General features: G+C 49.8%; 24 protein-coding genes and 1 tRNA gene. 8 read left to right on the forward strand and 17 right to left on the reverse strand.

Features of this window, described 5'->3' with window-relative positions; all coding sequences use genetic code 11:
• Positions 1-249 precede the first annotated feature (249 nt).
• The 5 genes from IQ217_RS16810 to bchI all read right to left on the reverse strand — a co-directional run bounded on the left by IQ217_RS16810 (position 250) and on the right by bchI (position 4,327).
• The gene (locus IQ217_RS16810; RefSeq protein WP_228016724.1) at positions 250-654 is read right to left on the reverse strand and encodes a hypothetical protein; all 405 of its coding nucleotides are present in this window, start codon (positions 652-654) and stop codon (positions 250-252) included.
• A 52-nt stretch (positions 655-706) separates the two neighbouring features.
• Complete coding sequence (locus tag IQ217_RS16815) at positions 707-1,234, reverse strand: GIY-YIG nuclease family protein (protein WP_194020833.1); 528 nt, start codon at positions 1,232-1,234, stop codon at positions 707-709.
• Positions 1,235-1,333: 99 nt separating this feature from the next.
• Positions 1,334-1,729 (reverse strand): single-stranded DNA-binding protein, encoded by a 396-nt coding sequence (locus IQ217_RS16820; protein WP_194020834.1) that lies wholly within the window; start codon positions 1,727-1,729, stop codon positions 1,334-1,336.
• A 154-nt stretch (positions 1,730-1,883) separates the two neighbouring features.
• Complete coding sequence (tyrS, locus tag IQ217_RS16825; RefSeq protein WP_194020835.1) at positions 1,884-3,101, reverse strand: tyrosine--tRNA ligase; 1,218 nt, start codon at positions 3,099-3,101, stop codon at positions 1,884-1,886.
• A gap of 152 nt (positions 3,102-3,253) precedes the next feature.
• On the reverse strand, positions 3,254-4,327 hold the full coding sequence (bchI, locus tag IQ217_RS16830) for a magnesium chelatase ATPase subunit I (RefSeq protein ID WP_190599614.1): 1,074 nt from the start codon (positions 4,325-4,327) through the stop codon (positions 3,254-3,256).
• Positions 4,328-4,558: 231 nt separating this feature from the next.
• Between bchI and IQ217_RS16835 the strand changes: the two genes are divergently transcribed.
• The 3 genes from IQ217_RS16835 (at position 4,559) to fghA (ending at position 6,608) form a co-directional block, all read left to right on the forward strand.
• Positions 4,559-4,631 (forward strand) — tRNA-Arg (locus IQ217_RS16835).
• A gap of 28 nt (positions 4,632-4,659) precedes the next feature.
• The gene (locus tag IQ217_RS16840; protein WP_194020836.1) at positions 4,660-5,769 is read left to right on the forward strand and encodes an S-(hydroxymethyl)glutathione dehydrogenase/class III alcohol dehydrogenase; all 1,110 of its coding nucleotides are present in this window, start codon (positions 4,660-4,662) and stop codon (positions 5,767-5,769) included.
• Between the two features lie 8 nt (positions 5,770-5,777).
• Positions 5,778-6,608, forward strand: coding sequence for an S-formylglutathione hydrolase (fghA, locus tag IQ217_RS16845; RefSeq protein ID WP_194020837.1), 831 nt, complete (start codon positions 5,778-5,780; stop codon positions 6,606-6,608).
• 81 nt (positions 6,609-6,689) lie between these two features.
• On the opposite strand, the gene IQ217_RS16850 is transcribed toward fghA, so the two are convergent.
• The 4 genes from IQ217_RS16850 to IQ217_RS16865 all read right to left on the reverse strand — a co-directional run bounded on the left by IQ217_RS16850 (position 6,690) and on the right by IQ217_RS16865 (position 9,437).
• Positions 6,690-7,028 carry a 7(1) septoil knot domain-containing protein gene (locus tag IQ217_RS16850; protein ID WP_194020838.1) on the reverse strand — a complete coding sequence of 113 codons (339 nt, stop codon included), beginning with the start codon at positions 7,026-7,028 and terminating at the stop codon, positions 6,690-6,692.
• A 29-nt stretch (positions 7,029-7,057) separates the two neighbouring features.
• Positions 7,058-7,699 carry a PAP/fibrillin family protein gene (locus IQ217_RS16855; RefSeq protein ID WP_194020839.1) on the reverse strand — a complete coding sequence of 214 codons (642 nt, stop codon included), beginning with the start codon at positions 7,697-7,699 and terminating at the stop codon, positions 7,058-7,060.
• A gap of 7 nt (positions 7,700-7,706) precedes the next feature.
• Positions 7,707-8,021 carry a cupin domain-containing protein gene (locus IQ217_RS16860; protein WP_194020840.1) on the reverse strand — a complete coding sequence of 105 codons (315 nt, stop codon included), beginning with the start codon at positions 8,019-8,021 and terminating at the stop codon, positions 7,707-7,709.
• Positions 8,022-8,147: 126 nt separating this feature from the next.
• Complete coding sequence (locus IQ217_RS16865) at positions 8,148-9,437, reverse strand: acetylornithine/succinylornithine family transaminase (RefSeq protein ID WP_194020841.1); 1,290 nt, start codon at positions 9,435-9,437, stop codon at positions 8,148-8,150.
• 123 nt (positions 9,438-9,560) lie between these two features.
• Between IQ217_RS16865 and IQ217_RS16870 the strand changes: the two genes are divergently transcribed.
• The 3 genes from IQ217_RS16870 to IQ217_RS16880 all read left to right on the forward strand — a co-directional run bounded on the left by IQ217_RS16870 (position 9,561) and on the right by IQ217_RS16880 (position 12,181).
• Positions 9,561-10,658, forward strand: a complete 1,098-nt coding sequence (locus tag IQ217_RS16870; RefSeq protein WP_194020842.1) for a potassium channel family protein — start codon at positions 9,561-9,563, stop codon at positions 10,656-10,658.
• A gap of 20 nt (positions 10,659-10,678) precedes the next feature.
• Complete coding sequence (locus IQ217_RS16875) at positions 10,679-11,401, forward strand: OB-fold-containig protein (RefSeq protein WP_194020843.1); 723 nt, start codon at positions 10,679-10,681, stop codon at positions 11,399-11,401.
• A 105-nt stretch (positions 11,402-11,506) separates the two neighbouring features.
• Entirely contained in the window at positions 11,507-12,181 is a 675-nt protein-coding gene (locus IQ217_RS16880; protein ID WP_194020844.1) for a Uma2 family endonuclease, read from the forward strand.
• 35 nt (positions 12,182-12,216) lie between these two features.
• On the opposite strand, the gene IQ217_RS16885 is transcribed toward IQ217_RS16880, so the two are convergent.
• The 4 genes from IQ217_RS16885 to IQ217_RS16900 all read right to left on the reverse strand — a co-directional run bounded on the left by IQ217_RS16885 (position 12,217) and on the right by IQ217_RS16900 (position 14,243).
• Positions 12,217-12,507, reverse strand: a complete 291-nt coding sequence (locus IQ217_RS16885) for a DUF2470 domain-containing protein (RefSeq protein ID WP_194020845.1) — start codon at positions 12,505-12,507, stop codon at positions 12,217-12,219.
• 28 nt (positions 12,508-12,535) lie between these two features.
• Positions 12,536-12,805: a type II toxin-antitoxin system HicB family antitoxin gene (locus IQ217_RS16890; protein WP_194020846.1), complete on the reverse strand. Its 270-nt coding sequence runs from the start codon at positions 12,803-12,805 to the stop codon at positions 12,536-12,538.
• On the reverse strand, positions 12,802-12,993 hold the full coding sequence (locus IQ217_RS16895; RefSeq protein ID WP_194020847.1) for a type II toxin-antitoxin system HicA family toxin: 192 nt from the start codon (positions 12,991-12,993) through the stop codon (positions 12,802-12,804). Before IQ217_RS16895 ends, IQ217_RS16890 begins: the two co-directional genes overlap by 4 nt.
• Positions 12,994-13,091: 98 nt before the next feature.
• Positions 13,092-14,243, reverse strand: coding sequence for an NAD-dependent epimerase/dehydratase family protein (locus IQ217_RS16900; protein WP_190599075.1), 1,152 nt, complete (start codon positions 14,241-14,243; stop codon positions 13,092-13,094).
• Between the two features lie 124 nt (positions 14,244-14,367).
• Between IQ217_RS16900 and miaB the strand changes: the two genes are divergently transcribed.
• Positions 14,368-15,723, forward strand: coding sequence for a tRNA (N6-isopentenyl adenosine(37)-C2)-methylthiotransferase MiaB (gene miaB / locus IQ217_RS16905; RefSeq protein WP_194020848.1), 1,356 nt, complete (start codon positions 14,368-14,370; stop codon positions 15,721-15,723).
• Positions 15,724-15,808: 85 nt separating this feature from the next.
• Positions 15,809-16,846: a hypothetical protein gene (locus IQ217_RS16910; RefSeq protein WP_228024230.1), complete on the forward strand. Its 1,038-nt coding sequence runs from the start codon at positions 15,809-15,811 to the stop codon at positions 16,844-16,846.
• On the opposite strand, the gene IQ217_RS16915 is transcribed toward IQ217_RS16910, so the two are convergent.
• The 4 genes from IQ217_RS16915 to IQ217_RS16930 form a co-directional block, all read right to left on the reverse strand.
• On the reverse strand, positions 16,827-18,263 hold the full coding sequence (locus IQ217_RS16915) for a sugar transferase (protein ID WP_194020849.1): 1,437 nt from the start codon (positions 18,261-18,263) through the stop codon (positions 16,827-16,829). The genes IQ217_RS16910 and IQ217_RS16915 overlap by 20 nt on opposite strands.
• Positions 18,264-18,340: 77 nt before the next feature.
• Positions 18,341-18,625, reverse strand: coding sequence for a glutaredoxin family protein (locus tag IQ217_RS16920; RefSeq protein ID WP_228025778.1), 285 nt, complete (start codon positions 18,623-18,625; stop codon positions 18,341-18,343).
• A 54-nt stretch (positions 18,626-18,679) separates the two neighbouring features.
• The gene (lnt, locus tag IQ217_RS16925) at positions 18,680-20,236 is read right to left on the reverse strand and encodes an apolipoprotein N-acyltransferase (RefSeq protein WP_194020850.1); all 1,557 of its coding nucleotides are present in this window, start codon (positions 20,234-20,236) and stop codon (positions 18,680-18,682) included.
• Between the two features lie 93 nt (positions 20,237-20,329).
• Positions 20,330-21,396, reverse strand: a 1,067-nt coding sequence (locus IQ217_RS16930) for a hypothetical protein (RefSeq protein WP_194020851.1), incomplete at its 5' end; no start/stop codon positions are given.

The raw sequence follows: 21,396 nt of genomic DNA on the forward strand, positions 1-21,396 counted from the left end.
ACGACGGCAAGCCTATTTCGGGGTTTGCCTCTTGACTCCCAGTCAATCAATACTAGAAAACTACGCTATCTGTAGTGTTTTCCCGAAAATTTAGTAACTATTGGTAGAGCCTGCGGAATGTAGGTTAGAACATTATTGTCGGCAAAATTTCCGACTCTAGACGGGCCGCCACCGCAAAGGCGATCGCTGTTGATCAACCGAAAGTTAAAACAAATCTCCATAATTCTGCCAATACTGCTAAGGCAATTCTTAAGCTTCGTCGGTTGGATTCGGAGGGGTCAAGCTGAAACTGGATTTCGGCAATACGGCATCGAGTTTCGATTCTAGTTCGGCGAGTTGTATATCTTCTGCTCTAGCTCTGCGTTGCCTTTCCTCAGCTCTTTCATCCCCTGCTCGTGCAAGATCTTCCGCTCTTCGTTGCTCTTCTTGAGCCAAGCGATTTGCTTCTCGATTTCGAGGGTTCCACTCAACGCCGAAATTAGCCAGTGTAGCCAAGAGGGCCGCCACGGTGAGTCCATTGCTCCACCCCCGGGGGTTGGCAACAAGTCCGAGGAATTCAAAGTCGGTTTGGTCATAGAACCTCAAAAACGCAATGGCGATCAACAGCAGGGTCAAAACCGTCGAGGGCAATAACCCCAGAAAATTTAGCCACATCGACACAATTCTTGGATTCCCTTCATTTTAATGGACGGTTATAGCTTGAATCCTATGTGACGTCCAACAGCCCTTGTTCTTTGAGTTTAGGATTGAAGCGAATTGGTTGCCCCACGCCCCTGGCTTCCAGTTTGGCCAATACTTCAGTCTCTAGCCTACGGGCAATTTTTTTCAGGAGCTTGGGAGTATCCCCTGGTTCACTGACCGCAACGGCAGCGGCCTCTTCCGGAGTCCAATAATCCCGGACGTTGATGGATTCAGCCCAAATTTTCTGGCTATCACCATTTCCAGGGGGATTTTGTCCAGTTAGCCAATGGTTTTGAATTTGAACTAATAGTTGGCGATCGGGGTGGTCGATGGTGTGTACCTTGAGCCCATGGCAATGCTCCGGTTGGCGCACTAAATGCTGCAGTAGGCTAATGGCTAGATTACGGGAATAGCCCACGTACTGCAGGGTCTGATGCTGGTCAAAAATGGCGTAAACCCCAATACGTTTTTCGTAGCTCGGATCAATTTCCCCCGCCTCAGTTAGAAACGGTAAGGGATTGAGATCAGCTAAATCGGGAAGGGAATCCGCCATTGTGAAAATTTTAGGGTTAACAAAAAAATCTGACTGAGCATAGCTAACGTGAACTACCCTTCTCTGCAAGGGAGGAAGGGGAATTCTACGGCATTTTTGTTAAAAGGGAATATCGTCAGTACCGCCGTTGGCATCGACAGGCTCAAACTCATCTAAGGGGGGGGAGAATGGCCCAGGCGCGGTGGCGTTGCCGCTATCCAGCAAACTAATGCGGGAGGCAGTCAGCTCAGCCCGTTTTTCCTTAAAGCCTTCCTGCCGCTCCACCATGTTCATGCCCAAGCGCCCTTCGATAATTAGGCGATCGCCTGGGTGGTAGGTTTCTTTAATGGTGTTGGCCAAATTGCCCCAACCAACCACTTTCAAACTTTCCTTGGGGGAATCATCCCTTATACCGGGGAACTCCACTAGGAATTCACAGACGGGGGTTTGATTTTCTTTGGTAAAGCGCAATTCCGGCTCCCGAATGACGGTGGCCATTAAAACAAAATTGTTCATGGGGGCGATGACCTAAATTCTAAGGTTGGGCAGCAATTGGTTGAATCTTGATGAATCGGGCAGGAATGGGCAGGATTGACCGGTCTAATCAGCTCGGCTCAATTCTACCTCGATCGCCGACGGAGAGAGTAGTCACAATCTACTATTTTAACTACTAATTCACCGTGAAGCGAATAAATTTTTTCTTGCCTACCTGGAGTACTTTGCCGTCTAAATCCTGCGGTTGTTGGTATTCCTGGTTAACATCTGACTGGCGATCGCCATCTAAACGCACGGCTCCTCCCTTAATTTGACGCCGACCCTCACTACTACTGGGGCATAGGCCGGTGGCACTAAGGAGATAGGCCAATTTAACCGGAAAGGTAACTTCCCCTAGGCAAAATTCCGGCACACTGTCCGTATTGCCCGCTTTCCCCTGGGTAACAATGGCCTCCGCTGTTTCCTGGGCGGCGATCGCCCCTTCCATTCCATGAAACTGACTGGTAACTTCTTTGGCTAAAAGTTTTTGGCACTCCCTCGGATTATCTGGTAGTTGACCCAGATCTAACTTAGTCAGCAACTCAAAGTATTCCCCCAAAAGGCGATCGGGGGTTTTTTCTAGCTTGGAATACATGGACAAGGCATCTTCCTGTAAGCCCACATAATTGTTCAGGGACTTAGACATTTTTTGTTGTCCGTCTGTCCCCAACAAAATTGGCAATAGCAAACCGAACTGGGGCTTCAAGCCAAAATGTCTTTGTAAGTCCCGACCGACTGCAATATTAAACTTTTGATCTGTGCCACCCAATTCCACATCAGCTTGCACTGCTACGGAGTCATAGCCCTGCATTAAAGGGTAAAGAAATTCATGTAAAAAGATGGGATTTTCCTTTTGGAAACGTTCCGCAAACCCCTCCTTGGCCAACATTTGCCCCACCGTCATCTTGGCCAGCAACTCTAAGATTTGGGATAAATCCAATTGGGACAACCACTCCGAGTTGTAGCGGATTTCCAACCTTCCAGGGGTATCAAAATCTAAAATGGGGCGCAACTGAGCCAGGTAACTTTCCGCATTACGCTTCACCTGATCCGCCGTTAACTGTTTCCGCACCTCCGATTTTCCAGTCGGATCACCAATTTGGGCCGTGAAATCGCCAATAATTACCACCGCTGTGTGGCCCGCATCCTGAAAAGCCCGCAATTTGCGAAAGGGAATGCTATGGCCGAGGTGAATGTCCGTGCCCGTGGGATCAATGCCCAGCTTGATCCGCAAAGGGCGATCGCCCTGGATTAAAACCCCCAAATTTTCCAAGGAGTTGTGGGAATCAGCATTGTGGGGAAAAATTTCCGCCGTCCCCCGCCAGAGCCAATCGGGTTCAGAATGTACAGCCATGGATTAACTAGATAGATGTAATTAAACTAAGCATAGGTTTTACCCCCTATCCCCCAGCCCCCTTGATGAGGGGAAATTCCTAGGAAGGGACGGTTTCACCAATGTTTACCCTCACTTACCCAGCAAAAACTAAAGGGGGAATGGCAAAAAACCTAAACTTCATCGACAATGCCAAAAACCCGTTTAAATACCTTTTCCACCTTACTGCCAGAATCAATGGACTCTAGGGGATCTTTCCGTAAACGATGGCGCAAACAAAGTACAATCACCCGGCTGATGTCATCTACGGTTACTTCAGTGCGCCCCTCAAAAGCGGCGATCGCCTTGGCGGCCCGGTTGGTAACAATGTCCCCCCGTAATCCATCCACATCTAGCTCGGCGCAAACTTCAGACACCTTCACCCGGTAGTCATAATCAATGGTCACCTGGGGAAGCCGAGTTTGGGCGTTAACAATTTTTGCCTGCAACGCTTCCTGTTCCGTTTGATAATGGTCACAGAAGGGCTGGGGATTTTGGTCAAATTCCGTCCGTTGCTCCACAATTTTTACCCGCAGGGCCGGTTCCCTCACAGTGCGAATTTCAGCGTGCATACCAAATCGGTCTAATAATTGAGGTCGCAATTCCCCTTCCTCAGGGTTACCGGAACCAACCAAGACAAATCGGGCCGGATGGCGAATGGAAATACCTTCCCGCTCCACCGTATTCCAGCCCCCAGCGGCGGAGTCCAACAACACATCCACTAGGTGATCGTCCAAGAGGTTGACTTCATCCACATACAAAATGCCCCGGTTGGCCTTAGCCAATAGACCCGGTTCAAAGGCCTTAACCCCTTCTGAAAGAGCTTTTTCAATGTCGATGGTGCCACACACCCGGTCCTCCGTTGCGCCTAGGGGTAAGTCCACCATGGTGACTTTCTTTTTAACAATGGCCAGGGGCTCTTGGCTATCCACCCGGATGCGTACTTCCTCACTCATCATTTCCGGATCATGGGGGGAAGAGTTAAAAGGATCATTGGCCACCACTTCAATTTCCGGTAACAAATCCGCCAAGGCCCTAATGGTGGTGGATTTCCCAGTGCCCCGATCGCCCATGATCATTACACCGCCAATTTTGGGATCAATGACATTGAGCAACAGAGCCAACTTCATTTCATCTTGACCAACGATCGCCGTAAAAGGAAAAACAACACGGCGGGTTTTGCTGGGAGCGGCAAGGGTGGCAGTCATGGGCAAAGGGACAAAAATAAAAAATAATTAAAACTTTTAGATTCCGTGGGACCAGAAATCAAACTTGGCCAGGGTAATTGAACTCCGCCAAGATCAACCAAGTTTTGGCATTCCATCGGGGGCGGCTAAAATCCGGCCGTTAACCATTTTGACACAAGGTTGGGAACCTGCCTGCAACGGTGAAACCTTAGCCTCAAAAAATATGGGAGAATAGTTTTCAGTAGCAAGCCTGGGTGCGTAGCTCAGTGGATAGAGCATCCGCCTTCTAAGCGGACGGTCGCAGGTTCGAATCCTGCCGCACCCGTTATTCCCTTCAACGTTAAGGATCTGCTATGAAATCCCGCGCCGCCGTTGCCTTTGAAGTGGGCCAACCCTTGCAAATCGTAGAAATAGATGTGGCCCCACCTAAGCAAGGGGAAGTCCTGGTTAAGATCACCCATACCGGAGTCTGCCACACGGACGCATTTACCCTCAGCGGCGATGATCCAGAAGGACTTTTCCCTGTGGTGCTGGGCCATGAGGGGGCAGGAATTGTGGTTGAAGTAGGGGCAGGGGTAACCAGTGTTCAACCGGGAGACCACGTTATTCCCCTCTACACGGCCGAATGTGGGGAGTGTTTATTTTGTCGTTCTGTCAAAACCAATCTGTGCGTTTCAGTGCGGGCCACCCAGGGGAAAGGGGTCATGCCGGACGGTACAAGTCGCTTTTCCTACAACGGCCAACCCCTCTACCATTACATGGGTTGTAGTACGTTTAGTGAATATACCGTCGTTGCCGAAGTTTCCCTGGCCAAAATTAATTCTGAGGCTAACCACGAACACGTTTGCCTCCTGGGGTGTGGCGTCACCACGGGCATTGGTGCTGTACACAATACTGCCAAAGTGCAACCGGGGGACTCAGTGGCGGTATTCGGCCTGGGGGGCATCGGCCTTGCGGTGGTGCAGGGGGCCAGACAGGCTAAAGCTGGCCGCATCATTGCCATCGACACCAACCCAGCCAAATTTGAGCTTGCCAAACAGATGGGGGCCACCGACTGTATTAATCCAAAGGACCATGACCAACCCGTTCAGCAAGTCATTGTCGAGATGACCGGCTGGGGAGTGGACCACTCCTTTGAATGCATTGGCAATGTGGAGGTAATGCGTTCTGCCCTGGAATGTGCCCACCGGGGTTGGGGGCAATCGGTGATCATTGGCGTGGCGGGGGCTGGCCAAGAAATTTCCACCAGACCATTCCAGCTTGTCACCGGTCGCAGATGGATGGGCACAGCTTTTGGTGGTGTTAAAGGCCGTTCCCAACTGCCGGGGATGGTGGAACAATCCATGCGGGGGGAGATTGAACTGGCCCCCTTTGTCACCCACACCATGACCCTCAGCGAGATTAATCAAGCCTTTGACCTCATGCACGAAGGCAAATCAATTCGCAGTGTTATTCATTATTAATTCAACCCATGGAACGATTAGAACACCACGCTAGCTTCGGGGGTTGGCAGAGCGTTTACCGCCATCACAGTGCTGTGCTCAATTGCGCCATGAACGTTGGTATTTATCTGCCGCCCCAGGCCAGCAACCAACGTTGCCCAGTTTTGTACTGGCTGTCTGGCCTCACCTGCACGGAACAAAATGCCATCACCAAAGCGGGTTTACAGCAACACGCCGCAAAGTATGGACTAATTGTTGTGGCACCGGACACCAGTCCCCGGGGTGAGGGCATAGTTGACTCTGAAGATTATGACTTGGGTATGGGGGCCAGCTTCTATCTCAATGCCACCCAACCGCCCTGGGCCGCCCATTACCGTATGTATGATTATGTGGTGCAAGAACTGCCTACATGGGTTGAGAATAATTTTCCCGCCACCAATGCCCGGAGTATTTTTGGCCATTCCATGGGGGGTCATGGTGCCCTGGTCATTGCCCTGCGTAATCCTGGTCGTTATCGCAGTGTTTCAGCCTTTGCCCCGGTTGTTGCCCCCAGCAAAGTACCTTGGGGACAAAAAGCTTTCCAAGCTTATTTAGGGGATGACCAGTTGAGCTGGCAACCGTGGGATACCTGTGCTTTGATTCAATCCGCCCCGGAGCGGCTACCCCTTTTGGTGGACTATGGGGACGCCGATCAGTTCCTCACCACCCAACTGCGGCCAGAGTTACTCCAAGCGGCTTGCGAAGCAGCTAACCATCCCCTCACCCTCCGGTTGCAACCGGGCTACGACCACAGCTATTACTTCATTTCCAGTTTGATGGGTGAGCATATTGATTGGCATGGAGCGGCGTTGCTAGACTAATCTGTGCCTAATCCTATTAAAGGGAATAAAAAACTTTCTTTTGTTATTGCTATGCCCGAAAAACATTTAAAGCAATGGGCGCTACGGCAGCCCAGGAAAACTATCCACGTACTGAATTTTAACGTCGGGAAATGATTCAAAAATTTTAATTTTGGTATCGGGAAAGGAGGTCACAATTTGCCATAGCCCACATTGATTGGGGAAACTCTCTACTAGTTGTACCTTAAGATTGGGAAAGGCATTGACCACCTGCACTGTGAGATCGGGAAAAGAATCAACTAATTGAATTTTGCCGTAGAGGGGGTAACCATTAAAGCTACAATCAGCGGCGTTGATGCTTTCTTCTGCCCGCATACCAGGATTAATGAAGACGGAAAATAAACAATTAAAAACTAATATCATTGCCAACTTAGTTTTCATTGATACCTGCTCCCAATCATAAGTCAACGCTATGGAGTAACCTGGGCCACTTTTGACAAAACAAATAGGCTACCTTCGCCACCCCTGCCAATTCTCAAATCCTCATCAAGATAGGTGATTTCTAAGAAGGGAATTCTTCCCTCCGGCGATCGGGCAGGCACAACTTTGGCTGGATCTAACTTGGGGGTAGGCACACCCATTAGTTTTTGCACAGAAATTATCCTTTCGAGAAATTCCACATTGATGCGTTTATCGGGCAACACTTCCCCAGCCGGTTTGGCAATCTCAAACTTTGCTGTCACTTTGACATAACCTTTAGCCAGGCCGAGGGGATGGTAAACAAAAGCTTGATTTAGAAACGATTGATTGGGGACGTTAATGATTTGATAAATACGGCCAACTTTCAGCCCTAGGGGCAGCTTATCTAGGGATCTAATTTCCCTAGCAGTGGAATAGTTTAGTAACCAATTGCCATCTAGTAATTGGGGTGAGTATAACAGTGGGTATAGGTTGGGATTTAAGGCTTCGATCGCCGTTACTAGGGCTTCGATTTGGTTGGAAGTATTTGCCGGTAAAGTACGGTTGGTGAGGGGGGCACCCCGCTTGGCTTTTTGTAGAGGCTGGATCAGTGTGAATAGTTTTTGCTTTAAGGCTTGACGGTCTGGGGCCATGAGTAATTTAATCAAAATGTAAGGCTAGCCAAATGCAGGGTGGTTCATTGCTGGTAAATGTTACCCGATGTTTTTGCCGGGCGGGAATAAGCAAATAATCCCCTTTATTAAGGTTAATCACTGCACCGGTATCGTAGGTTATTTCCGCTTTTCCCTGCAACAATACTACCCATTCTATGCGGTCTTGGTCATACCATTTCCCCTCTGGAGTAATCTGCCCAGTGGAAATAATTCGTTCCAAAGTAATATTTTGATTTTGCAGTAGCAGGTCAAATTGTTCTTGATCCGGTAGGGGATCGGGCAATTGCCACAGGTTTTTCATGGTATAGCATGGAGCAAAAATGCCAGTAAGCCCACTAGACTAATGGCTCGATTTTCCAATAATAAACCGCCCCAGACTTAGATTAAAAAACTAGAGCGGTGTGATATTTATTTGACCGTTAACTGATTAAATTAAAGTGGCGATCACCTTGTGGAGAATTGCCACGGCCTGGGCAATTTCTGCTTCCGTTACCACCAAGGGGGGCACAAACCGCAACACCTTGGGACCAGCGGGGGCTAGGAGTAAACCCTGTTCCATGGCGGCTTTGACAATTTCAATGGAGGTAAGGGAACTTTCGGCGCTAATTTCTAGACCGTTGATCAAGCCCCAACCCCGGACTTCGGTAAAAAGTGTGGGATATTGATATTTAATTTCCGCCAAACCACTCCGTAGCTGTTCCCCCCGGGCTTGGACATTATCCAACAGGCGATCGCCCTCGATGGTTTTTAACACCGCTAGCCCAGCAGCACAGGCAAAGGGATTACCGCCAAAGGTGCTGGCATGGTTACCCGGCTCAAACACATCACAGAATTTTTTGCACATCATCGCCCCGATGGGAATGCCCCCAGCTAGGCCCTTGGCACTGGTGAAAATGTCTGGCTCTACCCCGAGATGTTCGTAGCCCCACAGCTTACCAGTACGTCCTACTCCTACTTGCACTTCGTCAAAGACCAGCAAAATATCGTTTTGGTCACAAATATCCCGCACCCTTTTGAAGTAGTCCAAATCCCCGGGGCGGACTCCCCCTTCCCCCTGCAACGGTTCCAGGAAAATGGCCGCCACCCGACTATTACCTTCGTCTAAATCCGCCACCTTATTTTCCAGGGCACAGATATCGTTATAGGGCACATAATCAAAGCCCGGCATGAGGGGGTCAAAATACTGCTGGTATTTCGGTTGACCTGTGGCGGTGATGGTGGCCAGGGTGCGACCGTGGAAACTGGCTTTGGCGGTGAGGATAACGGGCTGTTCGAGGAAATCTAGGACGGTGTGGGCATATTTTCGCACCAATTTAATCGCCGCCTCGTTGGCTTCTGCTCCGGAGTTACAGAAGAAAACCCGGTCCGCACAGGAGTGGTCCACAATCCATTTAGCCAGTTCCCCCTGCTCAGGAATGTAGTATAAGTTTGAGACGTGGTGGAGTTTTTGAATTTGCTCAGAAACTGCATTAATTAGGGCTGGATGGGCGTGGCCGAGGGTACAGGTGGCAATGCCAGCGACAAAATCGAGATAACTTTTGCCCTGGGTATCCCACAAAGTACTTCCCTGGCCCTTGGCGATCGCAATGGGAAAACGCCCATAGGTGTTCATCACATAGGCATCAAAATCTTCAGTTTTAAACTCAGCGGCAGCGGATAGGTCGGTCACGGCAAAAGCTTGGGGTTCGACGGGTTCAACAACAGGGGAATAGGTCACGGGGGGCTCCTAACGCGTTAGACTGGCCAAATTTGGATATGGTCTGCAGGGGTAGGGTCACCCCTCTGAAATAATTGTCTCCTGATCTTAAATCGACTGACCTGTTTTAAGTGAGGTTTTAGGATGGGATTGGGATCACCAAGTCAGGAAAACCTGTTAAATCTGATCGATCGCCAGGGGCGCAGGTTAAGACAGGAATTGATGGCCGGGGCCATTACCCTAGCGGGCTTATTTGTGATCGGCACGGCCTGGTACAGGTACGTAGAAGGCTGGACTTGGTTGGATGCCTTCTATATGACCACCATTACCCTCGCCACCGTCGGCTTTGGGGAAACCCATCCCCTCAGTCCGGCATCCCGTTTGTTTACCATTTTGCTGATTTTGATGGGCCTATTGACCATAGGCTACATGGTAAATCGTTTCACCGAAGCCTTTATCCAGGGATACTTTCAAGACAGTTTACGCCGGCGGCAGGAGCAAAAGGTGATTGAGCGATTGGCAGACCATTACATTCTGTGTGGCTATGGACGCACAGGGCAACAAATTGCCTTTGAGTTTGCGGTGGAAAATATTCCCTTTGTGGTGATTGATGCTTCCCCAGAAGTTATCATCCAAGCAAAGCTGAGGGACTATGCTGTCCTCCAGGGAGATGCCACCTTGGACGAAATTCTCCTGGCGGCCCATATTGAACGGGCCACTTGCATTGTTTCTGCCCTTTCCTCCGATGCGGAAAATCTTTACACCGTCCTTTCCGCCAAAACCCTCAATCCTGAAATTCGGGCGATCGCCAGGGCCAGTTCGGAAGAAGCGGTGCAAAAACTGAAACGGGCCGGGGCGGATGAGGTAGTTTCTCCCTACATTACCGGAGGTAAAAGGCTAGCGGCGGCGGCATTGCGGCCCCAGGTGGTAAGTTTTGTCGATGGCATCTTGACTGGGGCGGATCGGTCTTTTTATATGGAAGAATTTCGTATTGGGGCCCAAGACTGTCCCTACATTGGCCAAACCTTGCGGGAAGCCCAACTCCGGGCCCAATCGGGGGCATTAATTCTGGCCATTCGTCGCCAAGACCATAAATTAATTGTGGGACCCATGGGAGACACCCACTTACTAGATGCCGATGCCCTCATTTGCCTGGGCACAGTGGAACAACTCCGTACCCTCAACCAACTCCTTTGTCCCCTCAATCCGGCGCCGGTGCGTCTGCCCAAAAACCATCGCTAGTATCAAGGAATGCCACCATTATGCTTTTCCACTTAGCTAATTTGCCCTACTGGTTGCTGCTGGCGGTGGGGGTGCTCTGCCTGGGGTTAATGATTATCTCCGGTGATGGGGATGAAGAACTGGATGTAGAAATGTCCTTAGAAGCTGGCTCCGATGTGGACATCACCCATTTAGACGTGGAGCTTGACCAGGGGGGAGCGATGGAAGAAGGGGAAGCGGTGCCCATGGCTCTGCAAGTACTCTCCTTTTTTGGTTTGGGCAAAGTTCCATTAATGATTCTCCTCGGCATTGATTTTAGCCTCTGGGGAGTAATTGGTTGGATACTCAATGTGGCTGTCGCTACGGTAATGGGTACTATGTCTACTGAACTGCTGGGTTGGGCTGGGATAATTTTCCTGGTTTCCCTGGCCATCAGTCTTTGGTTTGGTCGCCTGGCATCCCGTCCGATCGCCAATTTATTTAAAACCTTTAGTCAAGATGTCAGTGCAGAGCGAGTCATTGGTTGCACCGGCACTGTCACCTCAAAAAAATTACCCTACCTAGCCAATGGCACCATCGGCCAAGCCCACGTTTACGACAACGCTGGCAACCTACTAACTTTGAGCGTCAGCCTACCGGATTGGGCCACCGTAATTCCCCACCATAACCAGGAAATTTTGATTATCGACCAGTCCCCCAAAGGTTATGGCTACCTGGCGATCGCCAAGGATAGTTCCGACGAAGATAAATGGTTAAAGTCTTGAAAGCCCAAACTTTGCCATCACCATTACCATTCAGCCCACTCAGCCAAAATTCCACCATGGCAAGGCATTGTCTAGACTGGAGAAAAAATTGCGAGGATTAACCCCATGACCGTAGCCCTCGACCGAGAAATCATTTACCCCGACAGCGATGGACAGCCCATGGCCGACAACACAGAACAATTTGAGTGGATTGTCCTCCTCAAAGAAAATTTGGAATGTCTCTTTGCCCAAAACCCGGACGTATTCGTAGGGGGAGACCTGTTGTGGTACCCGGTGGAAGGGCATCCAGAAATTCGTGTGGCACCGGACGTGATGGTGGCTTTGGGCAGACCCAAGGGCAAACGAGGTTCCTACCGTCAGTGGCAGGAAAATAACCAACCGCCCCAGGTGGTGTTTGAAATTTTATCCCCCGGCAATACCCTCAAGGAAATGACCAAAAAGTTAAAATTCTATGATCATCATGGCGTCGAAGAGTACTATATTTACGATCCGGATGACAATGAACTCACTGGGTTGCAACGAATTGGCGGAGAGTTGACCATCATTGAGGAAATGGCCCATTGGGTTAGTCCTTTGTTGGGCATAAAATTCGAGTTGGATGCCGAGACTTTGCGGGTTTATTACCCCGACGGGCGACCTTTTCTCTCCACAGTGGCATTAGCAACCCAGGCAGAGCAAGAGTTTCAACGAGCTGAGCGGGAAAAACTCCGGGCCGAGTTGGCGGAAGCAGAAAACGATCGCCTCAAGGCATTACTAGCGGAGGCCGGCATTGACGTTTAACAGTTGGCCGAGCAACACGAACCCAATGGAGCAAATTAGCTATTTTTCCCAGCACTCCGAGCCTGTTTAGCCATGGCAATTAGTACTTGGTGGGCATCTTCCGAATCCTTCAGGGGTTGCTCAAATTCGATGCGGATGGTTTTGGCACCCCCATCACTTTCCACCACTAAATCCATGCCCGTGGGGTCAATGGCCTGCATCTGGGCAGTAGTCACGTCAGTCTGTTGGCCAAACACTTGGGCATAAAGGGCGATCGCCGAGGCGTGATCTTCGTTCATGTGCTTACAAATGCGGTCACTGATAGCCGGAGTGAGGGGATCAGCCATAATTTTTGCAAATGAAAAAATAAAAAATTTAAAAATTAACTAAGATTTTGTCCGGGGCAATGTGGGTTAGGAAAAATTCTTCCCCAGCGGAATCCTGCAAGGCTTCCAAATAGGATTCAATACCCCTTGGTTGAGGCAAGGAATCCATATCTGCTAGATGTAACCCCAGAGCCGATTTCATTTGTGCTGTAGTTTCTTCCAAGTTTTCCCCGGTGGCGATACAGCCGGGCACGTCGGGACAGTAAGCAGAAAAGCCCGTGCCACTTTTTTCTAAGACCACAAGATATCGATCAATCATTTCAATCCTGCCTGTTTGAGGATACTGGCTAAGGTTCCTTTGCGAACATCATCACTCAATTTTCCTGAGACAGTCACTTTACCAGTTTTAGTAGGATGTTTAAACTGTCGATGACTACCAACAGTGTTCACCAAAAACCAACCATCTGATTCTAGCAATTTGATGATGTCCCGTACTTTTGTTGCCATTTTTTACATTTCTTCGATGACCAGACAGTGAAAGCATTGGACAAGAAAATGCTAAAGAAAACCCCCACCAAACTAGTGAGGGTCGCTTTCATTAAGACCTAGCCACGCCAGGTAACTTTCGGTAGGATATGTTTTTGATCCACCCGGTCTTTGTACTTGGTGGCAAAATTCAACAGGGAATCAAGCAAAGAATCGGACAGGAAATGGGGTTGCAGTCCTAGATCCAGCAGATTGGTGTTGACGGCGTTGAAGTAATGTTCTTCCAGTTCCACCCGGGGATTTTCCAAGTGGTCGATTTCCACTTTCAGACCGAGATCTGCGCCAGCTTTTTGTACCATTTGGGCTAGATCACCGACACTGAATAGTTCCGTATATTGGTTAAACACCCGGAATTGACCTTTATCGGCCGGGTTGGCGATCGCCAGTTCAATGCAGCGCACCGTATCCCGAATATCCAGCAAACCACGGGTTTGGCCGCCTTTGCCGTACACCGTCAGGGGGTGGCCAATGGCCGCCTGGATACAAAAACGATTCAGGGCCGTACCAAATACACCGTCATAATCAAGACGGTTGATCAGCATTTCATCCATGCCGGTCTCATCGGTGAGCACCCCGTAAACGATGCCCTGGTTCAAATCAGTAGCCCGCAGACCCCAAATTTTGCAGGCAAAGTGGATGTTGTGGCTATCGTGGACCTTACTGAGGTGATAGAAACTACCGGGTTGTTTGGGGTAGGGCAGGGTGTCTTTGCGCCCCTTGTGTTCGATGGTGATGTAGCCCTCTTCGATGTCAATATTGGGCGTACCGTATTCCCCCATGGTGCCTAGTTTCACCAAATGACAATCGGGGAAATCTTCCTTCAGTGCATAGAGCAGATTCAGGTTGCCCAACACGTTATTGGCCTGGGTCAACACTGCATGTTCCCGGTCAATCATGGAAAAAGGGGCCGACCGTTGTTCCCCAAAATGCACCACCGCATCGGGCTGGAACTGGCGGAGGGAATTGGTCAAAAAGGGATAGTCGTTAATGTCGCCAATGAACAGGTCAATCTTCTTGCCGGTCAACTCATACCAACGATCAAGGCGTTGCCGGATGGGGGCGATCGGGGTTAGGGTTTCTGCCCCTAGCTGGGCATCCCAATAGCGGCGGACTAGGCTGTCCAAAATACCGACTTCATAGCCTTTGTTAGAGAGATACAGTGCCGTGGCCCAACCACAGTAACCATCACCGCCAATAACCAGAGCTCTCATATTAAATCCGAGTAAATGTCTATCACTGATATCTGTCCAATTTATCAGGTTGGGGGACAGCCGGGGGTTAAGACAGGGAACTATAATCAGACATTGTGCTGTTCATTGCTTTGCCCTATTTCCCATGAATGTTTCTCACCGTCGCTATCACATTATTACCTTTGGCTGTCAGATGAATAAGGCGGACTCGGAAAGGATGGCCGGCATTCTGGACAATTTGGGCATGACCTATACCGATGACCCCAACCAGGCGGATTTAGTCCTCTACAATACCTGTTCCATCCGAGACAACGCCGAGCAAAAAGTCTACTCCTACCTGGGAAGACAGGCCAAACGAAAACAAACGGAACCAGAATTAACCCTGGTGGTGGCGGGCTGTGTGGCCCAACAGGAAGGAGAACAGTTATTGCGGCGGGTGCCAGAGTTGGACTTAGTAATGGGCCCCCAACATGCTAATCGACTAGATCAGTTACTAGAACAGGTGTGGGCGGGTAGTCAGGTGGTGGCGACGGAAAGCTTGCACATTATGGAGGACATCACCAAACCCCGGCGGGAAAGTACCGTTAGTGCCTGGGTGAATATTATCTACGGTTGTAATGAACGCTGTAGTTATTGTGTGGTGCCCAATGTGCGAGGAGTAGAACAATCCCGTACCCCAGAGGCAATTTATGAGGAAATGGCAGTCCTGGCCCAACAGGGATTTAAGGAAGTCACCCTGCTGGGGCAAAACATTGATGCCTACGGCCGGGATTTACCAGGCACTACTCCTTCGGGCCGCCATCTCCATACCCTGACCGATTTGCTCTACCACGTCCATGACATTGAGGGGATCGATCGCCTGCGGTTTGCCACTAGCCATCCCCGTTATTTCACCGAACGGTTAATCCAAGCCTGTCAGGAGTTACCCAAGGTCTGTGAACATTTCCATATTCCTTTCCAATCGGGGGATAACGAAATTCTTAAAGCTATGAAACGGGGCTACACCAGGGAAAAATATTTACAAATTATTGAAAAAATTCGTCGCTATATGCCCGATGCGGCCATTAGTGCCGATGTGATTGTTGGGTTTCCTGGAGAGACGGAAGCCCAGTTTGAAAATACCCTCCAACTCATTGAAGAGGTGGGTTTTGACCTACTTAACACCGCTGCCTATTCTCCCCGCCCCGGCACCCCTGCCGCCTTCTGGGACAATCAGTTATCCGAGGAAGTCAAAGGCGATCGCCTACAGAGGCTAAATCATTTGGTCTCTACCCAGGCCATGGAACGTTCCCAGCGTTATCTGGGGCGAGTGGAAGAAGTTTTGGTGGAAGGGGAAAACCTTAAGAGTCCGGGGCAAGTGATGGGACGCACCAGGGGCAACCGCTTAACTTTCTTCCAAGGAGAGATTGGCGAACTTTTGGGTAAAAAGGTACCAGTAAAAATTACCGAAGCTCGGGCCTTTAGCCTTACTGGGGAAGCTTTAAGTTTAGTTACTGCCTAAGCAAAAAAGTTATGGCCCCGAAAAATTCCTGCCACAATGGAAATTGGCAAAAATCTAACAGTCCAATCTTTGTGGGGTGATAGTTATGGCTTTATATCAAGGTTTTTACATTGGTGCCCTGGGGCTAGCATTGGCTTCAGTTTGGCCCCTATCCGCCTGTGCCATTACCCCCTCCTTCCCCGCGGCGGGAGAGAGCAGTCAAGTGGAAAGTGGCGATCGCCAAGGAACCTATCTAGCCGACGCTCCTAAGTCAAGTATTTTTATGGCCGATCAGGAGTCGGGCAAAATCGATGGCCAAATAAGCGAGGGACAACTCACCGCCATCCTCAAGCACACTAAGGTGACCCAGGATGGATACGAATCCTGGACTCCCACCGTCACAGTGCAATGGCAAGGACAAACGGTGGCCGTAGTGGAAGGTACGGAAGCCATGTTTCCCGCCGCCTTAATACAAATCGCTCCCATGGATGCGGACAATGCCCAGCCCGCAGTAGTCTTTGCCACTTATACCGGCGGGGCCCATTGTTGTAACGAAGTCAAAGTCATTACCAGTCAAGCCCAGGGACAGGATTGGTCCGTGGTGGATTTGGGTTTATTTAATGGTGGCCCCCACGAAGCCGCCGACTTAGATGGGGATGGTTGGTATGAGTACGCTGAAATAGATAACCGTTTTCTTTACCGTTTTTCCTCCTATGCGGGCAGTGCGGCCCCGGCCCAAATTTTTGCCCTACGCAACGACGAACTGGTGGACGTTACCTTTGAACCTCGTTTTCAGTTCATCCATCGAGAAAATGCCCAGTCCATGGAAAAAGAATTGCCGGAAATCATGGCGCAAGATTGGGAAAAGAACGGGTTTTTGGCGGCCTACGTGGCGAATAAAGCCCTAATAGGAGAACTGGATGATAGCTGGCAGACCATGCTCAAATACTATGACCGTGACTCTGATTGGGGATTAAGCGATTGCTTGGAATACGATGACCAAAGTAACTGTTTAAACGAGGTTAAATACGACTCCTATCCCGAGGCCCTGCGGGCTTTTTTGGTAGAAACTGGTTATATCAAGGGGGACTTTCGGGCTGATAACACTACTTTTAAAACCATTTCTAATAAGCCCCCTTCCTAAACAATAATATTCTGACCGTTTCCACCAGAATGTCCCAATCAAGGTTTAATGACCAGTTGTCAATATAGTACAAGTCTAGGCGGGCCACGTCGTCAAAACTGCCAATATCCGATCGCCCGGAAATTTGCCATAGTCCTGTGACCCCAGGCATGACCTGATGACGAATATGGTGCCAAGCATCAAACCGTTCCACATCCCTGAGAGGCAAAGGCCTGGGGCCCACTAAACTCATTTGCCCCATTACCACATTGAATAATTGGGGAATTTCATCCAAGCTACTGCGGCGCAGAAAATGTCCGAGGGGAATAATGCGGGGATCCCGTTTGAGCTTGAACATGATGCCATCATCGTTTTCGTTGGCGGCTTCTAGATGTTGCTGGAGCAGGGGAGCATCGACCACCATGGTACGAAATTTCCACATTTGAAAAGTTTTGCCCTGGAGTCCCACCCGCTCCTGACGGAAAAAAGCCGGGCCCGGGGAAGATAGTTTGATGGCCATGGCGATCGCCAAAAATAGGGGAGAAAGCAAGGCAATGCCCAATAAAGCCCCACCGTAGTCCAAAGCTCTTTTGAGGCGGTAATCTAACCCCACCAGCAAGGGAATTTCCACCCGCACCGTTGGCAGACCAGCAAAAATTTCCGGCATGCCTCGGCGGTAGAGCATATCCCGGCTGGACGGTAATAGTCTGAGGGCAATGTTTTCCCCCCGTAAATGCCAGTACAAACTAGAGGCTAAATCAGCTTCAGGTAAGGCTTCGGCGAGAACTTCCTGGGCCCCGGATGCCAAAATTTGTTGCAAAGTATGATGGCTGTGGGCTGTGCTGGCGAGGGCGACCCCCACCACTCGGTATTGGGAACGTCTCTCCAGGGTGACGGTGAGGTGCTGAATACGGTAGGAGGTGGCGATGAGGAAAATGGGAATAGCTTGGCGACTTTCCAGGGGACTAAGGACTAGGCTAGTCACAAAACGGGCTAGGGTGACAAAAATAATGCTAGTACCCCAAGCCGAAAAAAATAGGGAACGGGGCAGGTCGATCGCCGGATCGTAAAAATATTTCGCCACCAGGGTGAGGAGAAAAACGTAGCTGATCAGTTTAATGACGCCGAGAAAGTTTTGGGTACGGGTTTGGGGGCGGTATAAACCAGCGTAGGTAAAAACAACCAGAATAATAGCGGCGTAACACCAAAATAAACTGGGCAGCCCCCACCAAGTCCACCAAACAAACTGGGGCGGAGGCGGGGAATAAAAATCATTGAGGCGATGGGCGGCAATCCAAGCTACCAGCAAGGCAATAAAGTCCGCCCCTAGCAAAAAAATTAGCTTCAACCACTGGGGAGGAGCTAAATGCACCCCGGTAAAATTATGGGGAGCCCGAATATCCGTTGCTAAAAACTTTTTACTAAACCACTTATTCATCCGTTGTCCCTGGGGGGCGCAATGAACGATCGCCGTTGCGTTCCATCTAAGCCTACCCCTTCGCCTGCCGGAGCAAGTCAGACTTTAACGTATTGTTGCAGTAACTTTTCCAATTGGCTGACGGGGGCCCGGGGGGACAATCTTGGCAAGGTAATTTCCTCCGAAGGCGATCGCCACACTAGCACCGGAATTTCATATTGATAAGCGGCCCACCATTTTTCGTTGGCGGTAATGTCACGGACTTCTAGCTCAATGGCCAGGTTGTCAATTTGGACTAATTTTTCCATTAATCCTTCACAGAGATGGCAACCTGGCTTGCTGTATAAAATTAATTCCATAATGTTGCGATTAGTTTCCACCATTGGTGCCGTCTTGTCTGTTTCCACTTTAAGGGCCAGGAAAACCTAGGTAGCCCCTTAAAAATGAGTCCTGGTGCCCAGGGAATAAAACCAGGCGATCGCCGACAGGATTAATAATAAAACCACCAGCCAATCTCCCCAACGGCTATAGGGGCTAAGGTGCTGACGACGATAAATGGGGGCGGCATGGATTTGATACTGGTTCATGGCCGATAACCAGAGGGTCTCCCCCCGGGGATTAATGATGGCGGAAAGGCCAGTGTTGGTGGCCCGAGCTAACCACCGATCGCCTTCAATGGCTCGCATCACATCCAGGGCATGGTGTTGGGCGGCCATGGTGTCGCTGTAATGGGCGTTGTTAGCACTGGAAAGAATAAATTCTCCCCCCTGCAATAGCTGGGCCCGCAACAGATGGGGAAAGGCAGACTCGTAGCAGATGACCACCGCCGCCGGGCCAAAGGGAGTGGGTAAAACCTGGGGGCGATCGCCAGGGAGTAACTGCTCCTTGAGGGGGGAAAGCCGTTGGATTAATTGCCCCAAAACGTTACTGAGTGGAATATATTCTCCCAAGGGTACCAGCTTAACTTTATCGTAGCGCCCCCGTAATTGTCCTTGGCTATCAATGGTAAAGAGGCTATTGGTGTAACCATCTCCCTTGGTGCCATAGGCCCCCAACCACACCGGCACTTGGGTTTGCAAAATAGCTTGGTAAAAACCACTCCTGGCCACCACCGTTTCCCAAAGATAGGGTAAGGCTCCCTCCGGTGTAAGTACGATATCCACTCCCTGCCCCGCCAGTTTTTCATAGCCCTCTGTATAACCGGCGATCGCCCGGCGCCAACCTTCACTATTAAACTTAATTTGATTGGGGATATTACCTTGGATAATGCCCACATTAATGCTTTGTTCCGGTACATCTGCCAAGGGTTTTTGGTAAAGTAACCACCCTCCCCCCTGACAACCAAGCCACATCACCATAGCCAGGAATAAATAAGGCCAAATACGGCCATCGTTGTTAGTGGTTTTAGTGTCTAAAGAATTAGTCAAACCTAAAGCCAACAGCCCATTAATAGCCACAATAAAAGCGGTTAATAACGCCGGCCCACCCAAGGCTCCCCACTGCAAAAAATGTAACTGACTAGGGCTTTGGGTATAGGCCACCGGACTCCACCAAAGAATGGAATGGCTCCAGAGGATTTCCAAAGTACACCAACTGGCGGTACCCCAAAGAATGAAGGACAAATTTCTAAAAATAGGATTAACCGTTGTCCGGGCTGTGGTAATTTGGCAAGCTGCCATGGCCAACAACCAAACCCATACCAGGACAATGCCCCAAGCTGTGATTGCCAACCAACAAAAAGCGGCGATCGCCAGACTGGCCAACCAAGGTACCCCCAACCAAGTGAGGGGATGGACTCCGGTAATCCAAAATAAGGCGATGCCATAAAATCCTCCTCCCCAAGCTATGGCTGTTATCAACCTTGAAATTAAAAATTGTTTGAGCTGGGTAAAATTAAGCTTAGTGGGATTAGCTCTAAAAACCCAAAGCCAGAGGGGAATTTGTCCAAACCAAGCTGCGTAAGTCCAGCCTAAAGAAGCGGTAGCCAAACCCATAGCTATACCTCCCAACAATAGGAAGGTAAAACTTTTAGCTACGGTGCTGAATTTGTGGTTATCCAATCAGTTTTAATTCCCTAAAAATTCCAACTAAAGTTGCTGGGCTCGACTTTGGGCTTGGTCAATTAGGGTTTGGGCCTGGTCATAAACGGTAGTGCCTGGCTGTACCTTTTGTAGTTGATTAATAATTTGGCTAATTTCCCCCTTAATACGGTTGCGGCCTTGACTATCACTGCTGGGAGGGAGATTAGTTAATAGGTTTTGAATTTGGTTTTGGGCCTCGTCAAATTGGGCTATAGCTCCCTGTTCCGCCGCTAAATTGATGCGAATTTTACCAAGGGTTTCCGTATATTCCGCCAAAAAGGTTTGGGCTGACAAATATTGGGCATCTTGGGGTTGCACCATTTGCAATCTCTGGATGGCTTCTTGGTACAAATTAAGCACCTCCTGCCATTGATTCACCGTTAAAGGGGCCTGGGCAATGCTTTGATCAGCCCGCTGGGCAAATTGCTGGGCTGCCATCACCATGGTTTGGGTTTGATTTGTACCCGCCACTAAACCCGCCACCTGTTGAAATTCCTGTTCATAGTTGCGTAAACGATTGGTGGTTTGACTTCCGGCCAAGGTTTTCTCTGGGATTAGGGTCAATTGATTGATGGCCCCTTGCCAACTCGCGATCGCCGCTTGCCGTTGTTCGGGGGTAGTGGCCTGTTCATAACTAGTTTTGGCTCCTTGGATATTCTGCTCCGCCGTAGTCAGGGCCGATAGGGCATTTTTTTCCTGAAAAACCCTGGCTTCCATACGTCCCACCTGGGCCCTGGCCTGCTGAAATTCGTCGAAGGTGAAATTCCAAGAACAGCCCCCCATAAATTGGCACACTTTCACCGGTTCATAGCCAAGGAACCACACCGGCAACTGGTCTAAATTTTGCTGAGCGAGGCGCACTTTTTCCGCCCCCAATTCAATATCCGCTGCGCTGGTGGCATTATTCACCAACTGATCCGCCTGTTCTCCATGGGCGATCGCCTCGCGGTAATTCCTGTCCATACTCAGGTAACTGGGCAAAAGCAACATGGGCGCTACTCTGGCCACGGGCCGTCGCACCATCGGGTAGGGTAGATTCACCAACCAAATTAAGCCCATAAAACCCACCAACC

This window comes from Synechocystis salina LEGE 00031 (assembly GCF_015207985.1).
Taxonomy (GTDB): domain Bacteria; phylum Cyanobacteriota; class Cyanobacteriia; order Cyanobacteriales; family Microcystaceae; genus Synechocystis; species Synechocystis salina.